Raw genomic sequence first — 23,206 nt, 5'->3', positions numbered from 1 at the left:
AAAATGAACATTGTTATCTAGTTTTGAGAGAACATTCTCTCCATCAGGTTTGGTGGCGATAGCGAAGAGGTCACACCCGTTCCCATACCGAACACGGAAGTTAAGCTCTTCAGCGCCGATGGTAGTTGGGGGTTTCCCCCTGTGAGAGTAGGACGCCGCCAAGCTTTTTGTTTATATCCTTCCAATGGAAGAAGTTACTTTATCCATTCCGCAGTAGCTCAGTGGTAGAGCTATCGGCTGTTAACCGATCGGTCGTAGGTTCGAGTCCTACCTGCGGAGCCATGCTTCCATAGCTCAGTAGGTAGAGCACTTCCATGGTAAGGAAGAGGTCAGCGGTTCGAGCCCGCTTGGAAGCTTTCCTCTATATGATAATGGTAAATGTTAAGGTTTCTCGTTGATGAGAAGGCTTTTTTTGTTTGTTTTAAAATAAATTGACGTTTATTGATCTTAGTTAGGCTCATGAAAATAGAAAATGACTCGAGCGATTTTGATGGAAGCTTTGCTTTAGCTTTCTATATACTCCTTCTATTTGTTCTTGATTCTTCGGCGTATTTCTTTTATCCTTACTAAAGTGATGACATCCTCTCTTACAAAAGACTCTGTACGTTCCTCTTTTTCCCCGAAATTGGTTATTGTTTTTCCCTTTCTGTATCTCCGGGTTTTATTCGCCTTCTTTTTCCTTGTACGGTATGTATATAAAAAGGAGTAGATGGTTTGAAAGATTTATTTGTAAAGCAAGAATGGTTTGGACATGTGCGTCAGGATGTGCTGGCGGGTATTTTAGTGGCCTTGGCTTTGATTCCTGAGGCGATTGCGTTTTCGATTATTGCGGGCGTTGATCCTAAGGTCGGTTTGTATGCTTCGTTTTGTATCGCGATTGTGATTTCGTTTGTTGGTGGACGGCCAGGTATGATCTCTGCCGCTACTGGTGCTATGGCGCTGGTCATGGTCAATTTGATTGCAGATCATGGATTGCAGTATTTGTTCGCAGCTACGATTTTAACAGGCTTGATTCAAATTGTGTTTGGATTGTGCCGTGTTTCTCGTCTGATGAAATTTATTCCGAGGTCTGTGATGGTTGGTTTTGTCAATGCGTTGGCAATTATGATCTTCATGGCCCAGCTGCCGCATTTCGTTGGGGAATCCATGGCTATGTATATCATGACAGGTGGAGCATTGTTGATCATTTATGTATTGCCGATGGTCACAAAAGTTATTCCCTCTCCACTTATTGCAATTATTGTGATGACGATGATTGCTGTATTTGGGCATATTGATGTCAGAACAGTTGGGGACATGGGAGAGCTTCCTAGCTCTTTGCCAACTTTTCTTATTCCCAATGTACCGTTTAGCTGGGAAACACTTGCTATCATTTTTCCTTATTCCTTAGCACTTGCGATGGTTGGTTTACTTGAATCTTTATTAACAGCGCAGATTGTAGATGATATGACGGAAACGTCTAGTCGTAAAAATAAGGAAGCGAGAGGCCAAGGAATTGCCAATGTGGTGGCAGGATTTTTTGGCGGTATGGCTGGCTGTGCGATGATTGGTCAATCTGTGATTAATACAAAGGCAGGGGGACGAGGCAGGCTTTCTACCTTTGTGGCTGGTGCATTTTTAATGGTATTGATTTTTGTGCTCGGTGATGTGGTTGTTCAAATTCCGATGGCTGCACTTGTGGCCGTCATGATCATGGTTTCTATTGGTACTTTTGATTGGAGTTCATTCCAGCAGCTGAAAAAGAACCCAAAAACAGATTCACTTGTGATGCTTGTCACGGTCGTGACGGTGGTGTTCACTCATGATTTATCCAAGGGTGTTTTTGCAGGGGTGCTGCTTAGTGCCGTATTCTTTGTAGCTAAAATATCAAAACTTCATATCACCTCTACAGAAAGCCAAGCTGGTACATGGATTTATCGAATTAAGGGACAAATTTTCTTTGCTTCCGTGACTGAATTGATTCAAGCCTTCCATCATGGAAACGACCTGAAAACGGTTGTGATTGATTTGTCTGAAGCGCGTATATGGGACGAATCAGGTGTGGCCGCGATTGAACGTGTGAAGGAAAAATATCGTACAGCTGGTGTAGAGGTGGACGTAGTTGGAATGGATACGTCTAGTCAAAAACTTATGAAACAAGTGATCGGATCTTAAAGAGACTTTTCTGTTTGTTACAATAGAACAAGGAAGAAAGTGAAGGATGGAGGTGGCCGGCATGCTTGTCCGTTTGAATCAGGTGCTCGGCCGGATGATGCCGCTCATTACGCCTGTCAGCGTGCTACTTGGTGTATTATTGGCGGCGTATTTAAAAGATTTCACCTTTTTGGTGCCTTGGGTGTTTGCTGTGATGACATTTTCAGGGAGCTTGTCATCTACTTTTTCAGCTTTAAAGCATACGGTGATGCATCCATTGCCTTTGATTTTATCGTTTATGATTTTGCATGTGCTGATGCCCCTTTATGCATGGTCAGCGGGGCATTTGATATTTGCGGGTGATTCTATGACGATCACCGGTTTGACGCTTGCGATGGTGATTCCGACAGGTGTGTCTAGTTTAATATGGGCGGCAATGTATAAAGGGAATGTGGGGTTAACGTTATCTATCATATTAATTGATACATTGCTATCGCCATTGATTGTGCCAGTAAGCTTGTCAATCTTCGTTGGTACACAGGTCCATATGGACATGATGGCGATCATGAAAGGACTATTCGGTATGGTGGTGCTGCCCTCTATTTTAGGGATGCTCGTTCGTCAGTATGCAAAGCCATCGGTGACAAAAGCAATGAGTCAGACCTTGGCTCCTTTTTCAAAATTAGGCTTGTTTGTTGTCGTATCGATTAACAGTTCTGTTGTCGCCCCATATTTGCGTGAACTGGATGCGGCGTTTTTTAGCAAAGCAGCGACTGTCTTTTTCATTGCGATGAGTGGGTATGCTTTTGCGTGGTTGATTGGAAAGGCGATGAAATGTACCCAAGGAGAAATTGTGGCGATTGTGTATACGGGCGGTATGCGGAACATTAGCGCGGGTGCTGTGCTTGCCATTAGCTTTTTCCCGCCTGCTGTTGCTGTTCCTGTTGTGATTGGCATGCTGTTTCAGCAAGTGCTTGCAGCCTTGTTTGGCTTTTTACTTCATCGTTTCGAGCTGAAAGTACCTGCTGTGACTAAGTCTTTATCATGAAAAAACCTCCATCCTTTAAGATGGAGGTTTTTTTGCGATTAATAGATGAGGTATTTCTTCCGTTTCTTTTCGAACGTTTTCAGGTCATGGTGGTATTGTTTCATGATGTGTTTGATGGAAGTGCCTTTATTGATTTCTTCTTTGATCCAGCTATTCCCGATGAGCTTATCAAAGCTGCCTGTTTGTAGGAATTGAAAGTCATTAGGATACAAGTCATGTATTGCTTTGATGATGGATAGACCTGTTTTGACTGCTTCGAATGATTTTCGGTCTGTGACATACAGCTGTACCCCATGAGACAAAGTCCCGGCATGTTTTGAAAAGGTAGGGGTAAATGAGACAGGTCTAAATTGAACGCCTTTTAGTTTTAACCCATTTAAATGATCTGCTAGCTCATTGCTATTGATATATGGAGCGCCAATGAGTTCGAACGGTTTTGTCGTTCCTCTGCCTTCAGAAACGTTTGTGCCTTCGATTAATCCTGTTGCTGGGTAAACAAAGGTACTATCAACGGTCGGCATGTTAGGTGAAGGGAGGACGAACGGCAGCTTCGTGTCATCGAACGTCATGGATCGTTTCCAATGTTTCATTTTGATCACTTTTACATCAGCGTTGATATGAAACTCTTTGTTAAACATGTATGCAAGTTCTCCAGTTGTCATCCCATGTCTTAATGGGATGGGATAGAGACCTACAAAAGAGGCGTGTTCTGGCTCTAATACGGGTCCTTCTACTTTTACCCCACCTATTGGGTTTGGACGATCTAAGACAACAAATGGAATGTTGTTTTCCTTAGCTGCTTCCATTGCATAGGCCATCGTGTAAATATAGGTGTAATAACGAGCACCAACGTCTTGAATATCAAATAGCAGGACATCTACATTTTTGAGCATTTCAGGAGTTGGCTTTCTTGTTTTTCCATAAAGAGAGTAAACAGGCAGGCCTGTTTTTTCGTCAGTATACGATTCGACGCCTTCTCCTGCTTGTGCATCACCACGCACGCCATGTTCAGGCCCATACAAGGCAGTCAGTTTAATATCGGGGTGTTCAAATAGCAGATCGACACTGCTTTTCATGTTTGCATCAATGCCTGTAGGATTCGTAATAAGCCCTACTTTTTTCCCTTTAAGCCAAGAGAGGTTACTTGAGAGTAATGTTTCGATACCTGTTTTGACTGTTGCTTTTTTTCCTTTTGTATCTGTTCGTTCTGAATCTGCGGGGGAGGCGGCGGTCAATGTGCTGATCATGAGAATGCTAGCGAGTATCAAGCTTGCTGTCTTTTTCAAGAGAATCCCTCCTATTTGATCTGTTTTCCTTTTAAATTGAGTCCATAGCCAAATGGGTAAAGGGTTTGATTAGGATGAGTGACTGATGGGATAGCGACGGGTAATTTCCCTTTAGGTGAGGTCGCTCCAAAAATCACTTCTAGTCCCGCAGGAATATTCGGTTGATTGAATTGTCCGTTTGAGTACCCTTTAAAACCGTACACAGCTAGTAAGGCATCAGCTTCTTCAAAATTTGCCGCATCATAAGGGTTTCTAAGACTCATGATGACCAATTTTTTGTTTTGTGCTGCTGCTTCTTTCATGACAGCACGAGGGAAGGCCGTTGCCCATTTTTTCGGATCCTGTACACCGTCATCAATGACGCCATCATTCACAGCCGGGTCATTTTGGACAACGTAAGAGCCGGTAATGACATAGTCAGCATTTTGAATGAGTTTGGCTGTTTCTTTGGAGAAGCTCTTATCTGCAAATGCGTATGATTGGATTTGCACAGGTTTGATCTTTTTCTGTTTGATCAGAGATTCAATTGTGACGGACATTGCTTTTGTTTGATCTTCGTACGGTGCCATGAGTACGATTTTGTCATTCTTTTTAGGCTTAAAAGGCAAGGTTTTGTCGTTGTTTTTAAGGAGAGTGATTCCTTCGCGTGCCATTTTTTGTTCTGCTTTTCGGTGCGACTTTTGACCAACGAGCTGTGTGGCTTTTTTGATTTTCTTCTCAAGGCTTACTGATTTATTGGCGGAAATGATGCCGCGTTTGATCTTTAATTGAAGGATTTTTTCGACAGATTGATTGATCTGAGATATCGGAATTTCGTTTGTGAGAACTGCTCTTTTTAAAGCATTGAACACATTCTCTAGGTTTTTTTCTGCCTTTAAGGACGTGACAGGTGCTGGCATGAGGGCAATGTCGACGCCTGCTTTAATAGCCATTACCACAGCTTCTTCCTGTCCGAAGTTGTCTGCAATCGCTTTCATATTGAGGGCGTCTGTTACAACCACTCCTTGAAAACCCATGTCTTCTTTTAATAAGTTTGTGATGACTTTTTTTGATAAGGTTGCTGGAACCATAATGTCCTCGCCATCTTTTTTGCTTTTATACGTTGTGTCATCAATGGCTGGGAATTGAACATGAGCGGTCATGACCATATCTGCCCCTGCGTTGATTGCTTGTTGAAATGGATACAGCTCCACCTTTTTAAGACGATCTAGATCATGTTCTACAAGCGGAAGACCATAGTGACTATCAACAGCTGTATCACCATGTCCTGGGAAATGCTTTAATGTGGAAATGGTCTTTTCCTTTTGAAGTCCTTTCATGGTTTGCAGACCAAGTCTCGTGACAAGTTCAGGGTCAGAGCTAAAGGAACGGACACCGATAACGGGGTTATTCGGGTTATTATTTACATCAAGAACAGGAGAGAAATTTGTATTGATACCTAGAGCGTTTAATTCTTTGCCGATGATTTTTCCAGTGTCATAAGCATTTTTCTTACTTCGAGAGGCACCAATCGACATATTTCCTGGGAAATGTGTTCCCTTTTGTAGTCTTGTGACGATTCCGCCTTCTTGATCAATGGAAATGAGTAAAGGAATGTTGGGTGATGCTTGTTGAAATTCATGTGTGAGTTTGACGGTTTGTTTCGTATCAACGACATTTTCTGCAAATAAGATGACACCGCCTAAATGATATTTTTCTACAAGGTGAGAGACTTCTTTATTCATTTTTGTGAAGCCTGTGGGAGCTGATTCACCTTCTGCTTGCCAATTGCGAAAGTCTGGCATGAGCATTTGGCCAATTTTTTCATCCAAGGACATGTCCTGAACCATTTGTTTGGCAGTTGGGAGAGGGGCGGAGCTCACCTTTTCCGTTGGAATGGAAGAGGTGAGCAGGGCCAAAACGAGTGCAGCGGGGAACAGAGCTTTTAACATCGAATTCCTCCTTTTACTTAAAAGATTCGTAGATTGCAGTCATGATGCTTCCATAAGTACCAGTTGGGAAAAGGTCACCTTCAAATTGATTTGGGTTGACTTCAGGTGAAACGACGGGTGAATGCTTTTTATTTGTCAGCAAGACGACGCCTAGATTGTGTTTTGGATCAATCAAAGTCATCGTTCCGGTCCAGCCTGTGTGTCCATACGCTTCTTTACTTGCGTACTTCCCAAACATCCATTCCATGTCAGTATTGCCGTTTTTCCGCCAGCCTAGCCCGTAAGTTGGGTTCGTGTCTGATGATTCCGTAAAGAGATCGATAGAAGCTTGGTTAAAGATGGTTGTTTTCCCATAGCCTCCTTTATTGAGCATCAGCTGAAGCAGTACGGCCATATCTGATGTATTAGAGAAAAGTCCAGCATGTCCGGAGACACCTGCCATTGAGTAATAGGCTTTCTCATCGTGGACTTCACCTAGCAAGGTATACCTGCGAATGTTTTCAAAATCAATGACACCATCGCGTGTATTGCCTAGACGCTCGGTTGCTGCAAAATGCTTTGGCTTGAATCCCTTTTTCAGCGGATTGAACATGGTATGTTTTAGACCAAGCGGTCGATAAATCGTCGACTCTACATATTGATCAAGTGGCATACCGGTTTTTTTCTCAATGATCATGCCTAACAGCATGTAATCAATATCACTATAAATATGCTGAGTGCCTGGCTTGTATTGCAGAGGCACCTTTGGTAGCCATTTCATGGTTGTTTGTCTATCTTGAGAGAAAAAAGAGCCCGCTTGCTCTTTGCTATAAAATAAAACACTGGAAGGCAGTCCGGCAGAATGGGTGAGAAGATCCTTGACTCGAAGCTGATCTTTGCCGGTTACCTTTGCATCTGGTTCATCTTGAAAGTCAGGCAGGATGGTTTGTATTTTTTCATTTACATCTAGTTTTTGTTCATATACTAGCTTTTGCAGGGCATAGTTGGTGGCATACATTTTTGTGTTGGATGCCAAATCGAACAGTGTGTTCTTTTTCATTTTCTTATAGAATTTGAGTTCTGTTGTCCCTTTATATTTTTGTCTGTAGCCATAGGCTTTTTGATGGACGATCTGACCATCCTTGATAATGATGAGTGCTGCCCCTGTAAATCCTGCGTTGATATCGTTTTGAATCATGTGATCAACCTTCCTAAGCTGCCTAGAAGAAAAACCTACTTGTTCCGGTCGTTTTGCTTTTTTTAAGACGGGATATTCTTCAGGTGCTGTTTTAGACAAAGACGATACAGGATGGGAGCTAGTTGCAAATGTTTGTACTGGTAACACTAGGAGCATGAACAGACTTGTGATGATGAGAAAATATTTCTTCAAGAGCTAGACCTCCTATTGCTTATTTTCCTCGAATTCAACAGCCATATCATCATGAAATCCGAATAAGTATGTGAAGATAAATCCAGCGACATATGCAATGAAGAGACCTATTAAGTAAAGCAGCATTTGATGTGTGTGAACGATAAAGGTTAATGGGAGACCTGATACCCCGATTGCTTTAGTGGCGATTTGGAAATAGGCTTGAAATGCTCCGCCGATTCCAGCGCCGAGACAAGCAGTGAGGAAGGGTCTTCCGAGCGGGAGTGTGACACCGAAAATGAGCGGTTCTCCAATTCCAAGCATTCCTGAAGGAAGTCCGCCTGCAATGGCTCTTTTCAGCTTTTTCTTTTTTGTTTTCATATAAATGGCAAAAGCAGCACCGACCTGTCCTGCGCCTCCCATAGCGAGGATTGGCAGAAGCGGGTCATCTCCAATTGAATTAATCAGTTCCATATGAATAGGTGTTAGGCCTTGGTGAAGTCCAGTGACAACAAGAGGAAGGAAGGTAGCACCAAGAACAAATCCGGCAAAAATACCGCCAATGTTTAATAGATAAGTAAGTCCAGAGGTGATGGCATCAGATATAAATCCGCCGACTGGCATGAAGATAACGTACGTGAAAATGCCTGTAATGAGTAGTGTGATGGTTGGTGTGACGATGATATCGAGTGATTGCGGGACGAAGCGTCTGATCCGGGTCTCAACAAGTGCCATAAAAATAGCTGCAAGAAGAACACCGATAAGTCCGCCTCTACCTGGTAGAATATTAGTGCCAAATAACATAATATCAGCGGCAGCTGGGTTAATGATGAGAATACCTGCTAATGCGCCTAATGCAGGAGAGCCACCAAATTCTTTTGCGGCGTTTGTTCCTACTAATATACCGAGATAAGCAAACAAGCCTGAGCCTATAACGGTTAGGATAATCGCAGCTTGAGATTTTTCATCGAGCCAGCCTGCTTGCACGACCGCTTTTGTAATACCCGTTATAAGACCCGATGCAACTAGTGCTGGAATAATGGGAATGAAAATGCTGGCGATCCGCCGTAAGAACAGCTTGAATGGTGTGCGGTTCTTTTGTGAAATGGCTTGTTTGTTTTTCTGTGCTTCGTTGTTTAAGTCATATGAACCTGAGGCATTGAGCAGCTGTTCAAATGCACTTGATACTTGGTTGACAACACCTGTTCCTAAAATGATTTGCAGTGTTTCCGCTTCGACGACGCCAATGACGCCATCGAGTTCTTTGATCGCGGTGGTTTGCACTTTTTCACGATCAATGGGTGTAATTCGGAGACGTGTCATACAATGTGTGTGGGAAGAAATGTTTTCAGAACCACCACAGAGTGAAAGGATTTCTTTCGCCAACTGCTGATATTTCTTTTGATGACTCATGTTGAATCCCCCTTTGTTTTTCGTTTCATGGAGCGGATGGCATGCCTTGTTTTGTCAATATATTGTGCCGTCTGTTCATATTGACGAGAGGCTAAACTGAGGAACAAGACATCGATTAAATAGAGCTGTGCCATTCTAGAGGAAGTGGCAGCACTGCGAAAAGGTGCTTCATTGGAACCAGACGTCGATAGATGAACATCACACAATGCAGAAACGCTTGTATGCCCTGGATGCGTTAAAGCAATGGTTTTTACTTCATTTTCTTTGGCGAGCTGAAGGGCTTGGATGATGTCTAACGTTTCTCCAGAAAAGGATATACCGAACACAATGTCATTCTTTCCAGCATTTGCGATGACCGTAGATGCGATGTGCATGTCAGTAAAGGCTGTAGCTGCATAATTGATTCTGAGAAATTTCTGCTGGGCATCAGCTGCGACGATGCCAGATGCACCCACACCGATAAAATGGATTTGGTTTGCATTCAGCAGCAGTTGAACAGCTTTTTCTAAAGCTTCTACATTTAAAATAGAGGCTGTATCTTTGATCGATTGAATGGTGTTTCCTGCTGTCTTTTGAATAATGGATTGAAGTGGTTCATCTTGTTCGATATCCCGGTAGCCTTGTTTATCAGTGTGCATTAAATCTCCAGCGATCCGCATTTTCAAATCGTGATAGCCATCCAGCCCGAGAGACTTACAGAGGCGGATGACGGCAGAGCTGCTTGCACCGGCAGCCTGACTAATTTCATGCACTGTGCTTTTAATGACTTTGTCAGGATGGGCAAGGATATAGTCTGCAATGATTTTTTCAGATTGGGGAAGCTTTGATTTCATTGTGTGTAGTAGGGTGAGTCCGCCTGCTGACATGAGTTTCCTCCTTTAAGATTGATGACGTAAGATGGCTTTGTCGATGTGACCATCTGCTTTGTTGAGCAGGTCTTTGGCTGTCTTTTTATCTGTTTTGGTTTGGAGCATGACGATGGCTGTTTTAACTTCTAAATCAGCTGCTTCAAGGGCTTTTACGGCTTGTTCGTAGGAAGCATTGGTCACATGCTGAATGATGGTGATGGCGCGTTCTTTCAGTTTATGATTGCTTACTTTTACATCTACCATCAGGTTTTCATATACTTTGCCTTGTCTGATCATGACAGAGGTGGAAAGCATATTTAAAATCATTTTATGAGCGGATGCGGCTTTCATTCGTGTTGACCCAGTGATGGCTTCTGGTCCTACGACGACTTCAATGGCGCAGTCTGCTAGTTCGCTAATCTCTGCTTGTTCATTGCAGCTGAGGGCTACTGTTTTTGCTCCAATGGTTCTAGCATAGTTTAAAGCGCCAATGATATAGGGTGTTCTACCGCTCGCCGCGATTCCGACAACCGTATCTTTTGATGTCAGGTGAATGTGTTCTAAATCTTTTTGACCAGCTTCTTCACTGTCTTCCACATCTTCTGCTGCATGTGAAAAGGTAGAGTCTCCACCGGCCATGATGCCTACGATGACATCAGGTGAAATGCTATAGGTAGGTGGACATTCGACCGCATCCATTACCCCAATTCTGCCGCTTGTTCCAGCGCCTAGATAAATGAGTCTGCCCCCATTCGAGATGGATTCAAAGGCCAAGTCACTTGCTGTCTTTACGTCTGGAAGGACACGGTTGACGGCTTCAGCGACCTTCATATCTTCCGCATTTATCATTTGGAGTATTTCTAGCGGGCTTGCTTGTGAAATTCTCATGGTGTTAGGGTTTCTTGATTCTGTTGTCAAAGAACGCAGTTGAGATGGCTGCATGTGACATACCTCCTTATTTCTTCATTTTCAGTATATTGAGTATGACATGAAATTTCAATATTATATTTAAATACTGAAATTATATTTCAGTCGAAATGTTGTGCTGATGAGGGTTGAATAGTTAGAAAATAAAAAAAATAAAAATCCCCTTTACAAAAGGGGGACAACCTGTATATAATAACTTTTGTCAGCTTCACGGAAACAGTAAACTTGACAAACTGGCCCGTTGGTCAAGCGGTTAAGACACCGCCCTTTCACGGCGGTAACACGGGTTCGAATCCCGTACGGGTCACCATCATGTGGAGGATTAGCTCAGCTGGGAGAGCATCTGCCTTACAAGCAGAGGGTCGGCGGTTCGAGCCCGTCATCCTCCACCATATGCCGGTGTAGCTCAACTGGTAGAGCAACTGACTTGTAATCAGTAGGTTGGGGGTTCAAGTCCTCTTGCCGGCACTGTTTTTCTTTTATCAATTCCATATGTGGAGGGGTAGCGAAGTGGCTAAACGCGGCGGACTGTAAATCCGCTCCCTCCGGGTTCGGCGGTTCGAATCCGCCCCCCTCCACCATTTTTGGGCTATAGCCAAGCGGTAAGGCAACGGACTTTGACTCCGTCATGCGTTGGTTCGAATCCAGCTAGCCCAGTTAAGACACCTTTTTTAAAAAGGTGTCTTTTTTTATTTTGACGATTGGAATGTATAACTATTCAAAATATTGTTGAGTTGAGTCAGAAGACACCGAGAAAGTAAAATATAAGCATGAACGGAAAGGGGATGTACATATGGGAGATCAAAAGAAGGTCACAATTGTCGGGGTGCCGATGGATCTCGGTCAAATGAGAAGGGGCGTCGATATGGGGCCGAGTGCCATTCGCTGTGCTGGTGTAAAAGAAAAATTGGAATCGCTTTCATTTGATGTCGAAGATCTAGGGGACATTCCCGTTGAGCAAAGGGATGATGAGAAAGGTCTCTATACAAGTGAAAAACTGAAAAACTTAACGGAGAATGCTGGTGCGAACCAGCTTCTTGCTGAAAAGGTTAGCAGTATTGTGCAGTCAGGTTCGTTTCCGCTGATTTTAGGCGGGGATCATAGCATTGCAATTGGTACACTAGCCGGTGTATCCAAGCATTATGAAAACTTAGGTGTCATTTGGTATGATGCACACGGTGATTTAAATACAGAGGAAACCTCTCCTTCTGGAAATATTCATGGGATGCCGCTTGCTGTCAGTCTCGGCTTTGGGCATGCTGATTTAATCAATATTGGCGGTTATACACCTAAAGTAAAGCCTGAGAATGTGATCTTGATTGGTGCTCGTTCTTTAGATGAAGGAGAGCGGGCATTGATTAGAGAAAAAGGCATTAAAGTGTATACGATGCATGAAATCGATCGATTAGGGATGACGAGAGTAATGGAGGAAGCCATTGCGTATTTAAAAGAAAGAACAGATGGTGTTCATTTGTCGCTTGATTTAGACGGCCTTGATCCAGCGGAGTGCCCTGGCGTGGGAACGCCGGTTGCTGGCGGCATCAGTTATAGAGAGAGTCATCTTGCAATGGAGCTTTTAGAGGAAGCAGGTATTTTGACTTCTGCTGAGTTTGTTGAGGTGAATCCGGTATTAGATGAGAAAAATAAAACAGCAGAAGCGGCAGTTGCATTAATTGGTTCTTTAATGGGTGAAAAGCTATTATAGAGCGGGACTTGTTCCCGCTTTTTTTTAATTTTGGGGAAATTTAAGGATATGTTAAGGTTTTTACCGGCTGATAAGCGTAACATGCTGTCAAAAATTTGTTACACTATTTTTTAGAGGAGAATGAAACCTTTTGGAACGAGGTTCGTATACATAAAGACCGGTGAAGGCAGAGGTTGAATATACTATGGAAACAATGATTAAAAAGAGAATTAAGCAAGTGAAAAAAGGCGACCAGAACGCATTTGCAGACATCGTAGACCTGTATAAAGACAAAATTTATCAGCTGTGCTATCGTATGCTTGGGAATGCACATGAAGCAGAAGATATTGCGCAGGAGGCGTTTATTCGTGCCTATGTGAATATTGAGAGCTTTGATGTGAATCGTAAGTTTTCCACGTGGCTGTACCGCATTGCAACCAACCTGACCATCGACCGTATTCGTAAAAAAAAGCCGGATTATTATTTAGATGCAGAGGTGGCAGGGACAGAAGGACTGAATATGTATTCTCAAATTGCGGCTGACGGCATTTTGCCAGAGGACGAGGTGGTGTCGCTTGAATTATCGAGCACCATTCAGCAAAAAATTTTAAGATTACCCGATAAATATCGCTCGGTCATCGTATTAAAGTATATTGATGAACTCTCGTTAAAAGAAATTAGTGAGATTCTGAATATACCAGTTGGTACGGTGAAAACGAGAATACACAGGGGTAGAGAGGCTCTCCGGAAACAGTTGAGAGACCTTTGAGTGAGGTGATTTTGATGAGCTGTCAGGAAAAAATCGTCCTGCTTATGCATCAGTATTTAGACGGGGATATAGAGCCCGAAGATGAAAAAGAATTAAAGAGCCATCTGCAATCGTGTGAGGAATGCCGTACTCATTTTCAACAAATTGAGAAATCCATCGCGCTCGTGCAGAGTACATCTCATATAGAAGCACCATCTGATTTCACTGCAAAGGTGATGGCAGGTCTTCCAAAGGAGAAAAAGCGTGTGTCGATTCAAAGATGGATCAAAGCTCATCCGCTAATGGTCGCCGCTGCCCTCTTTGTCATATTGATGGGAGGCAGTCTGTTTACTAGCTGGAATACGGATCATAATTTCAGTGTGTCAAAGCAGCCGAATCTCGTGGTTGAAAATGATACAGTGACGGTACCTAAAGGGGAAACCGTCAAAGGTGATGTCACTGTGAAAAATGGCAAGCTGATTGTAGAAGGCAAGGTTGATGGAAACGTAACAGTCGTCAATGGAGAACAGCTGACTGCTTCTGCCGGACAAGTCACTGGTCAAATCAATGAAATTAATGAAGTGTTTGATTGGGTTTGGTACAAAATGAAGTCTACAGCACAAGACGTGATGCGGGTCATTGGGCCAGAGGAGCAAAAGTAAATCAAACAGTTTGAGAGCAGTCTCTAAGGGACTGCTCTTTTTCTATTGATGGACAGACTTGAATGCTAGCCAGATATGGCAACTATTTTCCTTGCTGAAACAAAATGTGGTATAATAGCCACGCTATGTACTTACACATAGGCTCTTTTTTTATAAAAAATAAATCGAACGAAGAATAACTGAAAATTCTGGAGGACGAGGAAATGGCTTTAGGGGATATTCCTTTTTTGCAGTACCTCGGTAATGCTGTTGATATTCTCGTTGTTTGGTATGTGATATATAAATTAATGATGGTCATCCGCGGAACAAAAGCGGTTCAGCTTTTAAAGGGAATTGTCGTCATTGTTCTCGTCAGGATGGGGAGTGCGTATCTCGGTCTTAACACACTTCAATGGCTGATGGATCAAGCGATTACGTGGGGGTTCCTTGCGATCATTATTATTTTTCAGCCAGAGCTAAGGAGAGCGCTTGAGCAGCTTGGGCGCGGCCGTTTCTTCTCTAGAAGCGGAACACCTGTAGAGGAACAGCAGCAGAAAACGATCGAGGCAATTACAAAAGCAATTAACTATATGGCAAAACGAAGAATAGGCGCGCTATTAACGATTGAGCGTGATACTGGAATGAATGATTACATAGAGACCGGAATTCCTTTAAATGCAAAGGTCAGTTCTGAGCTGCTGATTAATATCTTCATTCCGAATACACCGCTCCATGACGGCGCTGTGATTATGAAGCGTGATGAGATTGCAGCTGCGGCGTGTTATTTACCGCTGTCTGAAAGTCCTTTTATCTCTAAGGAGCTCGGTACACGTCACCGGGCGGCAGTTGGTATTAGTGAAGTAACGGACAGTTTAACCGTCATTGTCTCCGAGGAGACAGGCGGCATTAGTGTCGCAAGAAATGGTGATCTCCATCGAGAATTGACAGAAGAAGCGCTTGAAGAAATGCTGATTGCTGAGTTTAGTAAGAACAGCAAAGATGCTTCCTCGACCAAATGGTATTGGAGGGGCAAGAAAAATGGATAAGATTTTGAATAATCGCTGGGCCGTTAAGTTTCTTGCATTGGTCTTCGCTTTATTGCTGTATGGTGCAGTCAATTCAGCGCAAGCGCCCACGCCGAAAAAAATCGGTGAATCCTTTTTCCCAACATCGACAACAGACGAAGCAACCTTAACGGACATTCCTGTTAAAGCATATTATGACGACGAAAAGTATGTAGTCACTGGTGTGCCGCAGACAGTCAATGTCACGATTAAAGGATCAACTAGTGCTGTGAAAACAGCAAGACAAACGAAAAATTTTGAAATTTACGCAGATATGCAAAACCTGACGACAGGTACACATAAAGTCGAATTGAAGGCAAGAGATGTATCGAAAGGAATTACATTAACGATTAATCCGTCTGTGACGACTGTGACGATACAAGAAAAAACGACAGCTGAATTCCCTGTTGAAACTGAATTTTATAATCAAAATAAAATTAAAGACGGCTATTCACCAGAGCAACCTATTGTGAATCCGAAAAATGTCACGGTTACTGGCTCAAAAGACGTGATCGACAAAATTTCTGTCATTAAAGCATTTGTGAACTTAGAGGATGTCGATCAGCAAATTGAGAAAGAAGCGAAGCTCACTGTGTATGATAGCAGCGGGAATGAGCTACCAGTCGAAGTGAGTCCGTCTGTGGTAGATATTACGGTCCCGATTACGAGTCCAAGCAAGAAAGTTCCGTTTAAGATTGAGCGGACGGGCAGCTTGCCAGATGGGATCAGTATCTCAAGCATCGAGACAAGCCCAAGTGAGGTTACAGTCTACGGTTCTCAAAAGGTGCTGGATGCACTTGATTTTATTGACGGCGTTAAGCTCGACCTAAGCAAGATTAAAGATGATACAGAGATTGATGCCGACATTCCACTGCCAGATGGTGTGAAAAAGGTATCACCTGAAACTGTTAAAATCAAAGTGAAGGTTGCAACAGCTGAAGAAAAAAAGATCGATAATGTCCCAATTTCTGTCGTGGGTCTGAGCAAGGATCTTAGCTCTGAATTTGTGAGTCCGTCTTCTGGGCGTCTCACACTAACAGCAAAAGGTTCAAAGAGTGCAATTGATAAACTAAAGGCTTCAGATATTGAAGCCTATATCAATGTCGGGGACTTAAACGAAGGAACACATGAGGTCAAAGTACAAGTGAATGGCCCTCAAAATGTGACATGGACATTATCTAGATCGAAGGTCAAAGTGAAACTGACTTCTACTGATACAGAAGATCAGCCGGCTTCTACGAATGATCGGAAAGATCAATCATCCGATGATGATCAGGAAGAGAAGAGTCAAAAGGAATCTACACAAGATAAAGCAAAAAAAGAATCGAGTCAAAGACAGCGGGTCAAAGAAGATAACAAAGAGGACGCAGCGTCCTCTTGAATGGTAAAAAAGGAGCGATTGAAACATGGGCAAGTACTTTGGAACTGATGGTGTAAGGGGTGTGGCTAATAGCGAATTAACGCCAGAGCTCGCATTTAAAATTGGGAGATTTGGCGGCTATGTGCTCACGAAGGATAAAGAACGTCCAAAGGTACTCGTTGGACGAGACACGCGTGTATCTGGTCATATGTTAGAAGGAGCACTCGTAGCAGGCTTACTTTCAATTGGGGCTGAAGTCATGCGTTTAGGTGTGATCTCAACACCTGGTGTGTCTTATTTAACGAAAGCAATGGATGCAGAAGCAGGTGTCATGATTTCAGCTTCGCATAACCCAGTTCAAGACAACGGAATTAAATTTTTCGGCGGTGACGGTTTTAAACTGTCAGATGAACAGGAGAATGAAATCGAGCAGCTGATGGATCAGCCGGTCGATCAATTGCCACGCCCAGTTGGAGCGGACCTTGGAACAGTAAATGACTACTTTGAAGGCGGTCAGAAATACTTGCAATTCTTGAAACAGACAGCAGACGAGGATTTCACAGGTATTCACGTAGCGCTTGACTGTGCACATGGTGCAACATCTTCTCTTGCAACACATTTATTTGCAGATTTAGATGCAGATGTGTCAACAATGGGAACATCACCAAACGGATTGAATATCAACGATGGCGTAGGTTCTACTCATCCAGAAGCACTTTCTGCTTTTGTGAAAGAAAAAGGAGCGGATATTGGTCTTGCGTTTGATGGTGACGGCGACCGCTTAATTGCAGTCGATGAAAAAGGTGATATTGTAGACGGCGATCAAATTATGTACATATGCGCACGTTATCTAAAGGGTGAAGGCCGATTGAAGGATGACACGGTCGTGTCAACGGTCATGAGTAACCTTGGTTTCTATAAAGCGCTTGAGAAGCAAGGCATTAAGAGCATTCAAACCGCTGTTGGTGACCGCTATGTGGTCGAGGCGATGAAAAAGGATGGCTATAATGTCGGAGGCGAGCAGTCAGGCCACTTGATTTTCCTTGATTATAATACGACAGGTGACGGCATGCTTTCTGCGATCATGCTGGTGAATACACTAAAAGCAACAGGAAAAACATTGTCAGAGCTTGCAGCTGAAATGGAGAAATTCCCGCAACTTCTAGTGAATGTAAAGGTATCTGATAAGTATAAAGTGGAAGAAAATGAAAAAGTAAAAGCTGTGATCCAAGAGGTTGAAAAAGAGATGAACGGTGACGGACGTATCCTTGTGCGTCCATCAGGAACAGAGCCGCTTGTACGTGTCATGGCAGAGGCGAAAACAAAAGAGCTGTGTGATGAATACGTGGCTCGCATTACGGCTGTTGTCAAAGAAGAAATGGGTATTGAGTAATTGATGTAAAGCAAATCGCTAAGCAGCGGTTTGCTTTTTTTTCGAATAAACGTCATAAGAGGAAAGTTCTATACGAATGATATAAGCGAGGGCAATTTGCTGCTTGCTTTCATACATAAGAGAGCACATCAAAGGTAGAACGTGACAAGCCTCACCGCATATAGTGTAGGGAGGTCTTACTTTCTAACATGAAAGGGATCACCCGCTAAATTGTGATTGACGGAGGTCAGACCTTATAGTACAATCATCCTTGTGTTACTGGATTTTTATTCTAGCAGGAAAGGCAGGGTAGATGTTCAGCCACTCTTATAATTATAGCGCCCGAACTAAGCGATCGAACGAGACAGATGCTTAGTTGACGAGGATGGAGGTTATCGAATTTTTCGGCGGATGCCTCCCGGCTGATCAAATATAGAGATCACAGCCGTAAGTGTTTCTTTAAAGCAAAGAGGTGACTCTTTGTACAAAGGGAATACACATGATCTCCCAAAATAAACATGTAGAGAGGGACGAAGAAATGTCCCTTCTATTTTAGTAGGCTTTCTTTGTCCCTTTCACATGATCGGGAGGAAGAATATTTATGTGTGGAATCGTAGGTTATATTGGTCAGAATGATGCGAAGGAAATCTTATTAAAAGGTTTAGAGAAGCTTGAGTACCGTGGGTATGACTCAGCAGGTATCGCTGTGGCAAACGAAGATGGCGTGCATGTGTTCAAAGAAAAAGGACGTATCGCTGAGCTTCGTGAAGTCGTTGATGCAAACGTGGCATCTTCAGCAGGAATTGGACATACACGCTGGGCAACACACGGTGTACCAAGCCATCTAAATGCGCATCCGCATCAAAGTGCTTCTGGCCGTTTTACGCTTGTTCATAACGGTGTCATCGAGAACTATGTACAATTGACACGCGAATATTTACAAGACGTCACACTAAAAAGCGACACAGATACAGAGGTTGTTGTTCAAGTCATCGAACAATTTGTGAATAGAGGTCTTGATACAGAGGAAGCTTTCCGTCAAACGCTTCTTCAACTAAAAGGCTCTTACGCGATTGCCCTTTTCGATAACGAAAACAAAGAAACAATCTATGTGGCGAAAAACAAAAGCCCGTTATTGGTTGGTTTCGGAGAAGATTTCAACGTTGTGGCTTCTGACGCAATGGCGATGCTTCAAGTAACGAACGAATATGCGGAATTAATGGATAAAGAAATGGTCATTGTTACTAAAGACGAGGTTATTATTAAAAACCTTGACGGTGATATTATGACACGTCCTTCTTATATCGCTGAGCTGGATGCAAGCGACATTGAGAAAGGCACATATCCTCACTACATGTTAAAAGAAACGGATGAACAGCCGCTAGTGATGCGCAAAATCATCCAAGAATATCAAGACGAAAACGGCAAGCTGTCAGTCGCTGGCGATATCGCAAGCGCAGTAGCAGAAGCAGACCGCATTTACATTGTGGCTTGCGGAACGAGCTACCATGCTGGACTTGTTGGTAAACAATATATTGAAGACTGGGCGAAAGTACCTGTAGAAGTCCATGTAGCAAGTGAATTCTCTTACAACATGCCGCTTCTATCGAAAAAGCCGTTGTTCATCTTCCTTTCTCAATCTGGAGAGACTGCGGACAGCCGTGCTGTACTTGTTCAAGTCAAAGAGCTTGGTCATAAAACATTAACGATCACAAACGTACCAGGATCTACACTTTCTCGTGAAGCGGACTTCACATTGCTTCTTCATGCAGGACCAGAAATCGCAGTGGCTTCAACAAAAGCTTACACAGCACAAATCGCTGTTCTTGCGATCCTTGCATCTGTTGCAGCTGAATTAAATGGTCAATCACTTGACTTTGATCTTGTGAAAGAGCTTGGGATTGTAGCAAACGCAATGGAAGCCCTAGTCGATCAAAAAGATGAAATGGAACAAATCGCTCGTGACTTCTTCACAGTGACACGTAACGCATTCTTTATCGGAAGAGGACTTGACTACTATGTGTGCCTTGAAGGTTCACTCAAACTAAAAGAGATCTCTTACATCCAAGCAGAAGGATTTGCTGGCGGAGAACTCAAACACGGCACGATTGCTTTAATTGAAGAAGGCACACCGGTCATTGCCCTTGCAACGCAAGAGCACGTGAACCTCAGCATTCGCGGTAACGTCAAAGAAGTCGTTGCACGTGGTGCAAACCCATGTGTCATCTCACTAAAAGGCCTAGAAGACGAAGGCGACCGTTTCGTCCTTCCAGCTGTACACCCAGCACTTGCACCACTTGCATCTGTTGTGCCATTACAGCTAATCGCTTACTACGCAGCACTTCACCGCGGGTGTGATGTGGATAAACCACGTAACCTTGCGAAGAGTGTGACGGTGGAGTAGGTTTCAATAAAATCGGATTTTTGATACCTTTTTAGATATAATTGTCTAAAGGGGTATTTTTGTGTCAATAGAACTAACAGTTGAAAGATCTAAGCTGAACTTTGATTGATAGATACTATTTCCATGTTGCTATTATGATAAATATTCTTAGGGGGAAATATTATTTTTATTCGATACGTAAAAAAAGAAAAATGGGGAATTGTTTTTTTCATAATTGGTTATATTGCATTGTTTATCATTTCTTATTGTTTAATTGGTGGGCCTGTCTCAAGTGGAGGACCAATAGGTGTATTCCTTGGATTTTGTATCGTTCAATTTCTTAAATATAGAGCTTTCAAGAAAGATGAGAGAAATGATAAAGGCATATATCATCTTTTATAAGTTGTATTTTTAACACATTATACTAAGTGCATAATGAGGGAGCGTCCCCTTGAGAAAGCGTGACAGTTTAAATATTTAACGAAGAAAGAGAGCAGATACATGACCAAACCTAAAATCTACACAATGAGTTTCGCAAAAGTCTATCCTCTCTACATCGCAAAGGCAGAGAGAAAGGGAAAAACGAAGGCTGAGGTTGATACGATTATTTGTTGGTTAACAGGGTACAGTCCAGAAGAGTTGCAGGAACAGTTGGATAAGCAGATAGACGTTGAAGCCTTTTTTGCTGAGGCTCCTGAGCTTCATCCTTCCCGCAGTTTAATCAAAGGAGTCATCTGTGGTGTTCGGGTAGAGGACATTGAGGAAGAAACGATGAAAAACATTCGGTATCTAGATAAGCTGATTGATGAGTTAGCCAAGGGAAAGAAAATGGAAAAGATTTTGCGAGATTCGTCATGATCATCACAAGCAAGCCCAGTGAATAACCTTCACTGGGCTTTTTTATATTTATAGATCATTGGATCGATAAATATAAAATCTGTTTGAACGAATCCTCTTTTCATGTCGTCAAAAGAAGTAATACCAAAACAAATTAACGTTTGAAAAAGGAGTGGCGTGGATGGACATGAAGATGATTTTACCTCTTATTTTGCTACAAGCCATTTTAATGGTGATTGGTTTGTTTGATTTGCTGAAAAGAGATCCATCGAGGATTAGGGGAGAAGTGAAGTGGGTTTGGGCTTTGGTGATTGTGTTTGTGGCGAGTGCTGGTCCTATTGCGTATTTCATTTTTGGTCGTAAACAATCTTAGTAGGGGGGATTTGCTTGAATATGTTGGAGTGTCACGGGCTGAAGAAATCGTATGGACGGCATGAAGTGTTAAAAGATGTCTCGTTTTCTGTTGGGGAGGTTGGATGTGTTGGCTTTTTAGGAGCCAATGGAGCGGGGAAGACAACGACGATCCGGATTTTGACGGGGCTTGCTCGTCCTACGTCTGGCGTTGTGAAGGTGGCAGGTTTTGATGTCGAAAAGGACATGGATCAAATTAGTCAGGTGATTGGGTACTGTCCGCAGCATCCTGCATTTTATCAGGATATGACGGGGCAGGAATGGATGCATTGGGTTGGCGGGTTATTTCATTTAGAGAAACACACCATTCGTTCCAAAACAGAGGAACTGTTGAAGCTTTGCCGTGTGTATGAGGCGAAGGATCGTGCTATTGGCAGCTATAGTGGAGGCATGAAGCAAAGACTTGCCATTGCGCAGGCACTCATCAACAGCCCGAAGGTTCTTATTCTAGATGAACCTGTGTCGGCACTTGATCCTATGGGGAGAAAAGACGTCCTGACTTTGATTGAGCGTCTAAAGCATGAGATGCTGATCTTTATGTCGACCCATATTTTAGATGACATTGAAAGGGTGGCCGATCATATTATCATGATCAACAGCGGCAAAATTGAGATGTCCTCTTCGATGAAACAGCTCAAAGAAGACTATATCCAGCCCGTGATTGAATTTCAGTTAGAACAACAGAATACGAAACTAATGGCTTTGTTAAAGGAGCGGGATTGGGTGGAGGAATGCATGGAGACAGGGGGCACTTATCAGGTACGAGTGAAAGATCAACAAATGGCATTGAGAGAGCTGCCGGGTCTCATCACTGAAGCTGGCGGTGTTCTTCTCCAATATCGACTATCTAAGCTAACGCTTGAAGATATTTTCATGAAGGTTGTGACGGCATGATGATGTTGAAAAAGGAATTTAGGGAGTTATTCACTAGTTATAAAATCTTATTTGTGCCGATCATTTTCACGATTTTAATGATCACACAGCCTATTACACTCAAAATGCTGCCAGATCTTTTGTCGAAATCAGCGAATTTACCTGAAGGGTCTACATTTTATATACCAGAGCCTAGTGCTGGAGAAGCTTTAGCCAGTGCATTGAGTAAATTTGATTCGCTCGGCGTGTTTATCCTCATTATGATCGTGATGGGGACGATTGCTGGAGAGCGTGCCTCTGGGGTGACGGCGATGATTATGGTGAAGCCGATCAGTCGAATGAGTTATTATGCCTCAAAAATATGTGCCTATGCCTGTTTAACTTTGTTTAGTTTGATAGTGGCGGTGCTTGCTTCCGTATATTATGTGGACATTCAATTTGGGCATGTGGCTTGGGGCGATGTGTTAAAAGGAACGCTTTTGTATTATCCAAACCTACTGCTTATTGTGGTGTCGACCATTTGTGCATCGGCGTTCTTTAAGCGTTCAGTGACTGCGGGCGGCGTTTCCCTTTTGATCAACCTCATCCTGTTTACCGTTCCTTCGTTTTATGAGGATGCATTAGGGAAGTTTGCACCTAAAGGTGTCACAAGTGCGGCTGAGGAGATGATTCATAGAGGGACTTATTCGGATCAGGCACTTACAAGCTTTCTAGGTGTATCGGTATTGATTGGTTTCTTTTTTCTCATCGGATGGTTTCTTTTTAGAAAACAAGAATTATAGCATGATGTACCCTTTGGATATGAAAATCTAAAGGGTTTTTTATATATTTAGTAAGTAATAAATAAGATGTAAATACATATTATCATGATTTAAATGTTGAAATAATATATACTTAGT

19 protein-coding genes, 7 tRNA genes and 1 rRNA gene are annotated in these 23,206 nt (G+C 42.8%); 21 read left to right on the top strand and 6 right to left on the bottom strand.

Annotation, left to right across the window (positions count from 1 at the left end; all coding sequences use genetic code 11):
* The first annotated feature begins 48 nt into the window (after positions 1-48).
* From rrf to MHH23_RS00380, 5 genes are all read left to right on the top strand, one after another.
* Positions 49-164: ribosomal RNA gene (gene rrf / locus MHH23_RS00400) — 5S ribosomal RNA — on the top strand.
* 43 nt (positions 165-207) lie between these two features.
* A tRNA-Asn gene (locus MHH23_RS00395) sits at positions 208-282 on the top strand.
* A 1-nt stretch (position 283) separates the two neighbouring features.
* Positions 284-356 (top strand) — tRNA-Thr (locus MHH23_RS00390).
* A 358-nt stretch (positions 357-714) separates the two neighbouring features.
* Positions 715-2,154: a SulP family inorganic anion transporter gene (locus tag MHH23_RS00385; RefSeq protein ID WP_268431171.1), complete on the top strand. Its 1,440-nt coding sequence runs from the start codon at positions 715-717 to the stop codon at positions 2,152-2,154.
* A 61-nt stretch (positions 2,155-2,215) separates the two neighbouring features.
* Positions 2,216-3,181, top strand: a complete 966-nt coding sequence (locus MHH23_RS00380) for a bile acid:sodium symporter family protein (RefSeq protein ID WP_340958698.1) — start codon at positions 2,216-2,218, stop codon at positions 3,179-3,181.
* Between the two features lie 38 nt (positions 3,182-3,219).
* Here the strand turns inward: MHH23_RS00380 and MHH23_RS00375 are convergent, their stop codons facing one another.
* Genes MHH23_RS00375 through murQ form a run of 6 tightly spaced genes read right to left on the bottom strand, consistent with a single transcriptional unit; the run spans position 3,220 to position 10,949 of the window.
* Complete coding sequence (locus MHH23_RS00375; protein WP_409333915.1) at positions 3,220-4,428, bottom strand: exo-beta-N-acetylmuramidase NamZ family protein; 1,209 nt, start codon at positions 4,426-4,428, stop codon at positions 3,220-3,222.
* A gap of 50 nt (positions 4,429-4,478) precedes the next feature.
* Positions 4,479-6,398 carry a glycoside hydrolase family 3 protein gene (locus MHH23_RS00370; protein WP_340958697.1) on the bottom strand — a complete coding sequence of 640 codons (1,920 nt, stop codon included), beginning with the start codon at positions 6,396-6,398 and terminating at the stop codon, positions 4,479-4,481.
* A 13-nt stretch (positions 6,399-6,411) separates the two neighbouring features.
* Positions 6,412-7,767 carry a penicillin binding protein PBP4B gene (gene pbp4b, locus MHH23_RS00365; RefSeq protein ID WP_340958695.1) on the bottom strand — a complete coding sequence of 452 codons (1,356 nt, stop codon included), beginning with the start codon at positions 7,765-7,767 and terminating at the stop codon, positions 6,412-6,414.
* A 12-nt stretch (positions 7,768-7,779) separates the two neighbouring features.
* On the bottom strand, positions 7,780-9,159 hold the full coding sequence (locus MHH23_RS00360) for a PTS transporter subunit EIIC (RefSeq protein ID WP_008344031.1): 1,380 nt from the start codon (positions 9,157-9,159) through the stop codon (positions 7,780-7,782).
* Positions 9,156-10,025 (bottom strand): MurR/RpiR family transcriptional regulator, encoded by an 870-nt coding sequence (locus tag MHH23_RS00355; RefSeq protein WP_007498558.1) that lies wholly within the window; start codon positions 10,023-10,025, stop codon positions 9,156-9,158. Before MHH23_RS00355 ends, MHH23_RS00360 begins: the two co-directional genes overlap by 4 nt.
* A 12-nt stretch (positions 10,026-10,037) precedes the next feature.
* Positions 10,038-10,949 carry an N-acetylmuramic acid 6-phosphate etherase gene (murQ, locus tag MHH23_RS00350; RefSeq protein ID WP_340958693.1) on the bottom strand — a complete coding sequence of 304 codons (912 nt, stop codon included), beginning with the start codon at positions 10,947-10,949 and terminating at the stop codon, positions 10,038-10,040.
* A gap of 220 nt (positions 10,950-11,169) precedes the next feature.
* On the opposite strand from murQ, the gene MHH23_RS00345 reads away from it, so the two are divergent.
* The 16 genes from MHH23_RS00345 to MHH23_RS00270 all read left to right on the top strand — a co-directional run bounded on the left by MHH23_RS00345 (position 11,170) and on the right by MHH23_RS00270 (position 23,089).
* A tRNA-Glu gene (locus MHH23_RS00345) sits at positions 11,170-11,244 on the top strand.
* Positions 11,245-11,250: 6 nt separating this feature from the next.
* A tRNA-Val gene (locus MHH23_RS00340) sits at positions 11,251-11,326 on the top strand.
* Positions 11,327-11,329: 3 nt separating this feature from the next.
* Positions 11,330-11,402: transfer RNA gene (locus MHH23_RS00335), tRNA-Thr, on the top strand.
* 28 nt (positions 11,403-11,430) lie between these two features.
* A tRNA-Tyr gene (locus tag MHH23_RS00330) sits at positions 11,431-11,515 on the top strand.
* Positions 11,516-11,519: 4 nt separating this feature from the next.
* Positions 11,520-11,591 (top strand) — tRNA-Gln (locus MHH23_RS00325).
* A gap of 136 nt (positions 11,592-11,727) precedes the next feature.
* Complete coding sequence (rocF, locus tag MHH23_RS00320) at positions 11,728-12,639, top strand: arginase (protein ID WP_277687456.1); 912 nt, start codon at positions 11,728-11,730, stop codon at positions 12,637-12,639.
* 184 nt (positions 12,640-12,823) lie between these two features.
* A complete protein-coding gene (gene sigW, locus MHH23_RS00315) occupies positions 12,824-13,387 on the top strand; it encodes an RNA polymerase sigma factor SigW (protein WP_007498553.1) in 564 nt (187 codons plus the stop codon).
* Positions 13,388-13,401: 14 nt separating this feature from the next.
* Positions 13,402-14,028 (top strand): anti-sigma-W factor RsiW, encoded by a 627-nt coding sequence (gene rsiW, locus MHH23_RS00310; protein WP_008344028.1) that lies wholly within the window; start codon positions 13,402-13,404, stop codon positions 14,026-14,028.
* Between the two features lie 203 nt (positions 14,029-14,231).
* Positions 14,232-15,053, top strand: coding sequence for a diadenylate cyclase CdaA (cdaA, locus tag MHH23_RS00305; protein ID WP_008344027.1), 822 nt, complete (start codon positions 14,232-14,234; stop codon positions 15,051-15,053).
* Complete coding sequence (locus tag MHH23_RS00300; RefSeq protein ID WP_125590822.1) at positions 15,046-16,452, top strand: CdaR family protein; 1,407 nt, start codon at positions 15,046-15,048, stop codon at positions 16,450-16,452. Before cdaA ends, MHH23_RS00300 begins: the two co-directional genes overlap by 8 nt.
* A 25-nt stretch (positions 16,453-16,477) precedes the next feature.
* Positions 16,478-17,824, top strand: coding sequence for a phosphoglucosamine mutase (gene glmM / locus MHH23_RS00295; protein ID WP_008360584.1), 1,347 nt, complete (start codon positions 16,478-16,480; stop codon positions 17,822-17,824).
* 580 nt (positions 17,825-18,404) lie between these two features.
* Positions 18,405-20,207 (top strand): glutamine--fructose-6-phosphate transaminase (isomerizing), encoded by a 1,803-nt coding sequence (gene glmS, locus MHH23_RS00290; RefSeq protein WP_340958687.1) that lies wholly within the window; start codon positions 18,405-18,407, stop codon positions 20,205-20,207.
* A 480-nt stretch (positions 20,208-20,687) separates the two neighbouring features.
* The gene (locus tag MHH23_RS00285) at positions 20,688-21,044 is read left to right on the top strand and encodes a DUF2200 domain-containing protein (RefSeq protein ID WP_212362028.1); all 357 of its coding nucleotides are present in this window, start codon (positions 20,688-20,690) and stop codon (positions 21,042-21,044) included.
* A gap of 160 nt (positions 21,045-21,204) precedes the next feature.
* Positions 21,205-21,396 carry a PLD nuclease N-terminal domain-containing protein gene (locus tag MHH23_RS00280; RefSeq protein ID WP_003217265.1) on the top strand — a complete coding sequence of 64 codons (192 nt, stop codon included), beginning with the start codon at positions 21,205-21,207 and terminating at the stop codon, positions 21,394-21,396.
* 14 nt (positions 21,397-21,410) lie between these two features.
* Positions 21,411-22,328 (top strand): ABC transporter ATP-binding protein, encoded by a 918-nt coding sequence (locus tag MHH23_RS00275; RefSeq protein ID WP_340958682.1) that lies wholly within the window; start codon positions 21,411-21,413, stop codon positions 22,326-22,328.
* On the top strand, positions 22,325-23,089 hold the full coding sequence (locus MHH23_RS00270) for an ABC transporter permease (protein WP_327855626.1): 765 nt from the start codon (positions 22,325-22,327) through the stop codon (positions 23,087-23,089). The genes MHH23_RS00275 and MHH23_RS00270 overlap by 4 nt, the downstream gene beginning before the upstream one ends.
* The last annotated feature ends 117 nt before the right edge of the window (positions 23,090-23,206 follow it).

The organism is Bacillus sp. FSL K6-3458 (genome assembly GCF_038005045.1).
GTDB lineage: Bacteria > Bacillota > Bacilli > Bacillales > Bacillaceae > Bacillus > Bacillus altitudinis.
Note: the sequence above shows the minus strand (reverse complement) of the source record. Positions and strands in the feature narration are given on the sequence as shown.

Excerpts from the sequence above, each read along its gene's own strand:
- MHH23_RS00380 (WP_340958698.1), top strand. The coding sequence starts at position 2,216 with ATGCTTGTCCGTTTGAATCAGGTGCTCGGCCGGATGATGCCGCTCATT.
- MHH23_RS00375 (WP_409333915.1), bottom strand. The coding sequence starts at position 4,428 with ATGATCAGCACATTGACCGCCGCCTCCCCCGCAGATTCAGAACGAACA.
- MHH23_RS00370 (WP_340958697.1), bottom strand. The coding sequence starts at position 6,398 with ATGTTAAAAGCTCTGTTCCCCGCTGCACTCGTTTTGGCCCTGCTCACC.
- MHH23_RS00360 (WP_008344031.1), bottom strand. The coding sequence starts at position 9,159 with ATGAGTCATCAAAAGAAATATCAGCAGTTGGCGAAAGAAATCCTTTCA.
- MHH23_RS00355 (WP_007498558.1), bottom strand. The coding sequence starts at position 10,025 with ATGTCAGCAGGCGGACTCACCCTACTACACACAATGAAATCAAAGCTT.
- murQ (WP_340958693.1), bottom strand. The coding sequence starts at position 10,949 with ATGCAGCCATCTCAACTGCGTTCTTTGACAACAGAATCAAGAAACCCT.
- rocF (WP_277687456.1), top strand. The coding sequence starts at position 11,728 with ATGGGAGATCAAAAGAAGGTCACAATTGTCGGGGTGCCGATGGATCTC.
- sigW (WP_007498553.1), top strand. The coding sequence starts at position 12,824 with ATGGAAACAATGATTAAAAAGAGAATTAAGCAAGTGAAAAAAGGCGAC.
- rsiW (WP_008344028.1), top strand. The coding sequence starts at position 13,402 with ATGAGCTGTCAGGAAAAAATCGTCCTGCTTATGCATCAGTATTTAGAC.
- cdaA (WP_008344027.1), top strand. The coding sequence starts at position 14,232 with ATGGCTTTAGGGGATATTCCTTTTTTGCAGTACCTCGGTAATGCTGTT.
- MHH23_RS00300 (WP_125590822.1), top strand. The coding sequence starts at position 15,046 with ATGGATAAGATTTTGAATAATCGCTGGGCCGTTAAGTTTCTTGCATTG.
- glmM (WP_008360584.1), top strand. The coding sequence starts at position 16,478 with ATGGGCAAGTACTTTGGAACTGATGGTGTAAGGGGTGTGGCTAATAGC.
- glmS (WP_340958687.1), top strand. The coding sequence starts at position 18,405 with ATGTGTGGAATCGTAGGTTATATTGGTCAGAATGATGCGAAGGAAATC.
- MHH23_RS00285 (WP_212362028.1), top strand. The coding sequence starts at position 20,688 with ATGACCAAACCTAAAATCTACACAATGAGTTTCGCAAAAGTCTATCCT.
- MHH23_RS00280 (WP_003217265.1), top strand. The coding sequence starts at position 21,205 with ATGGACATGAAGATGATTTTACCTCTTATTTTGCTACAAGCCATTTTA.
- MHH23_RS00270 (WP_327855626.1), top strand. The coding sequence starts at position 22,325 with ATGATGATGTTGAAAAAGGAATTTAGGGAGTTATTCACTAGTTATAAA.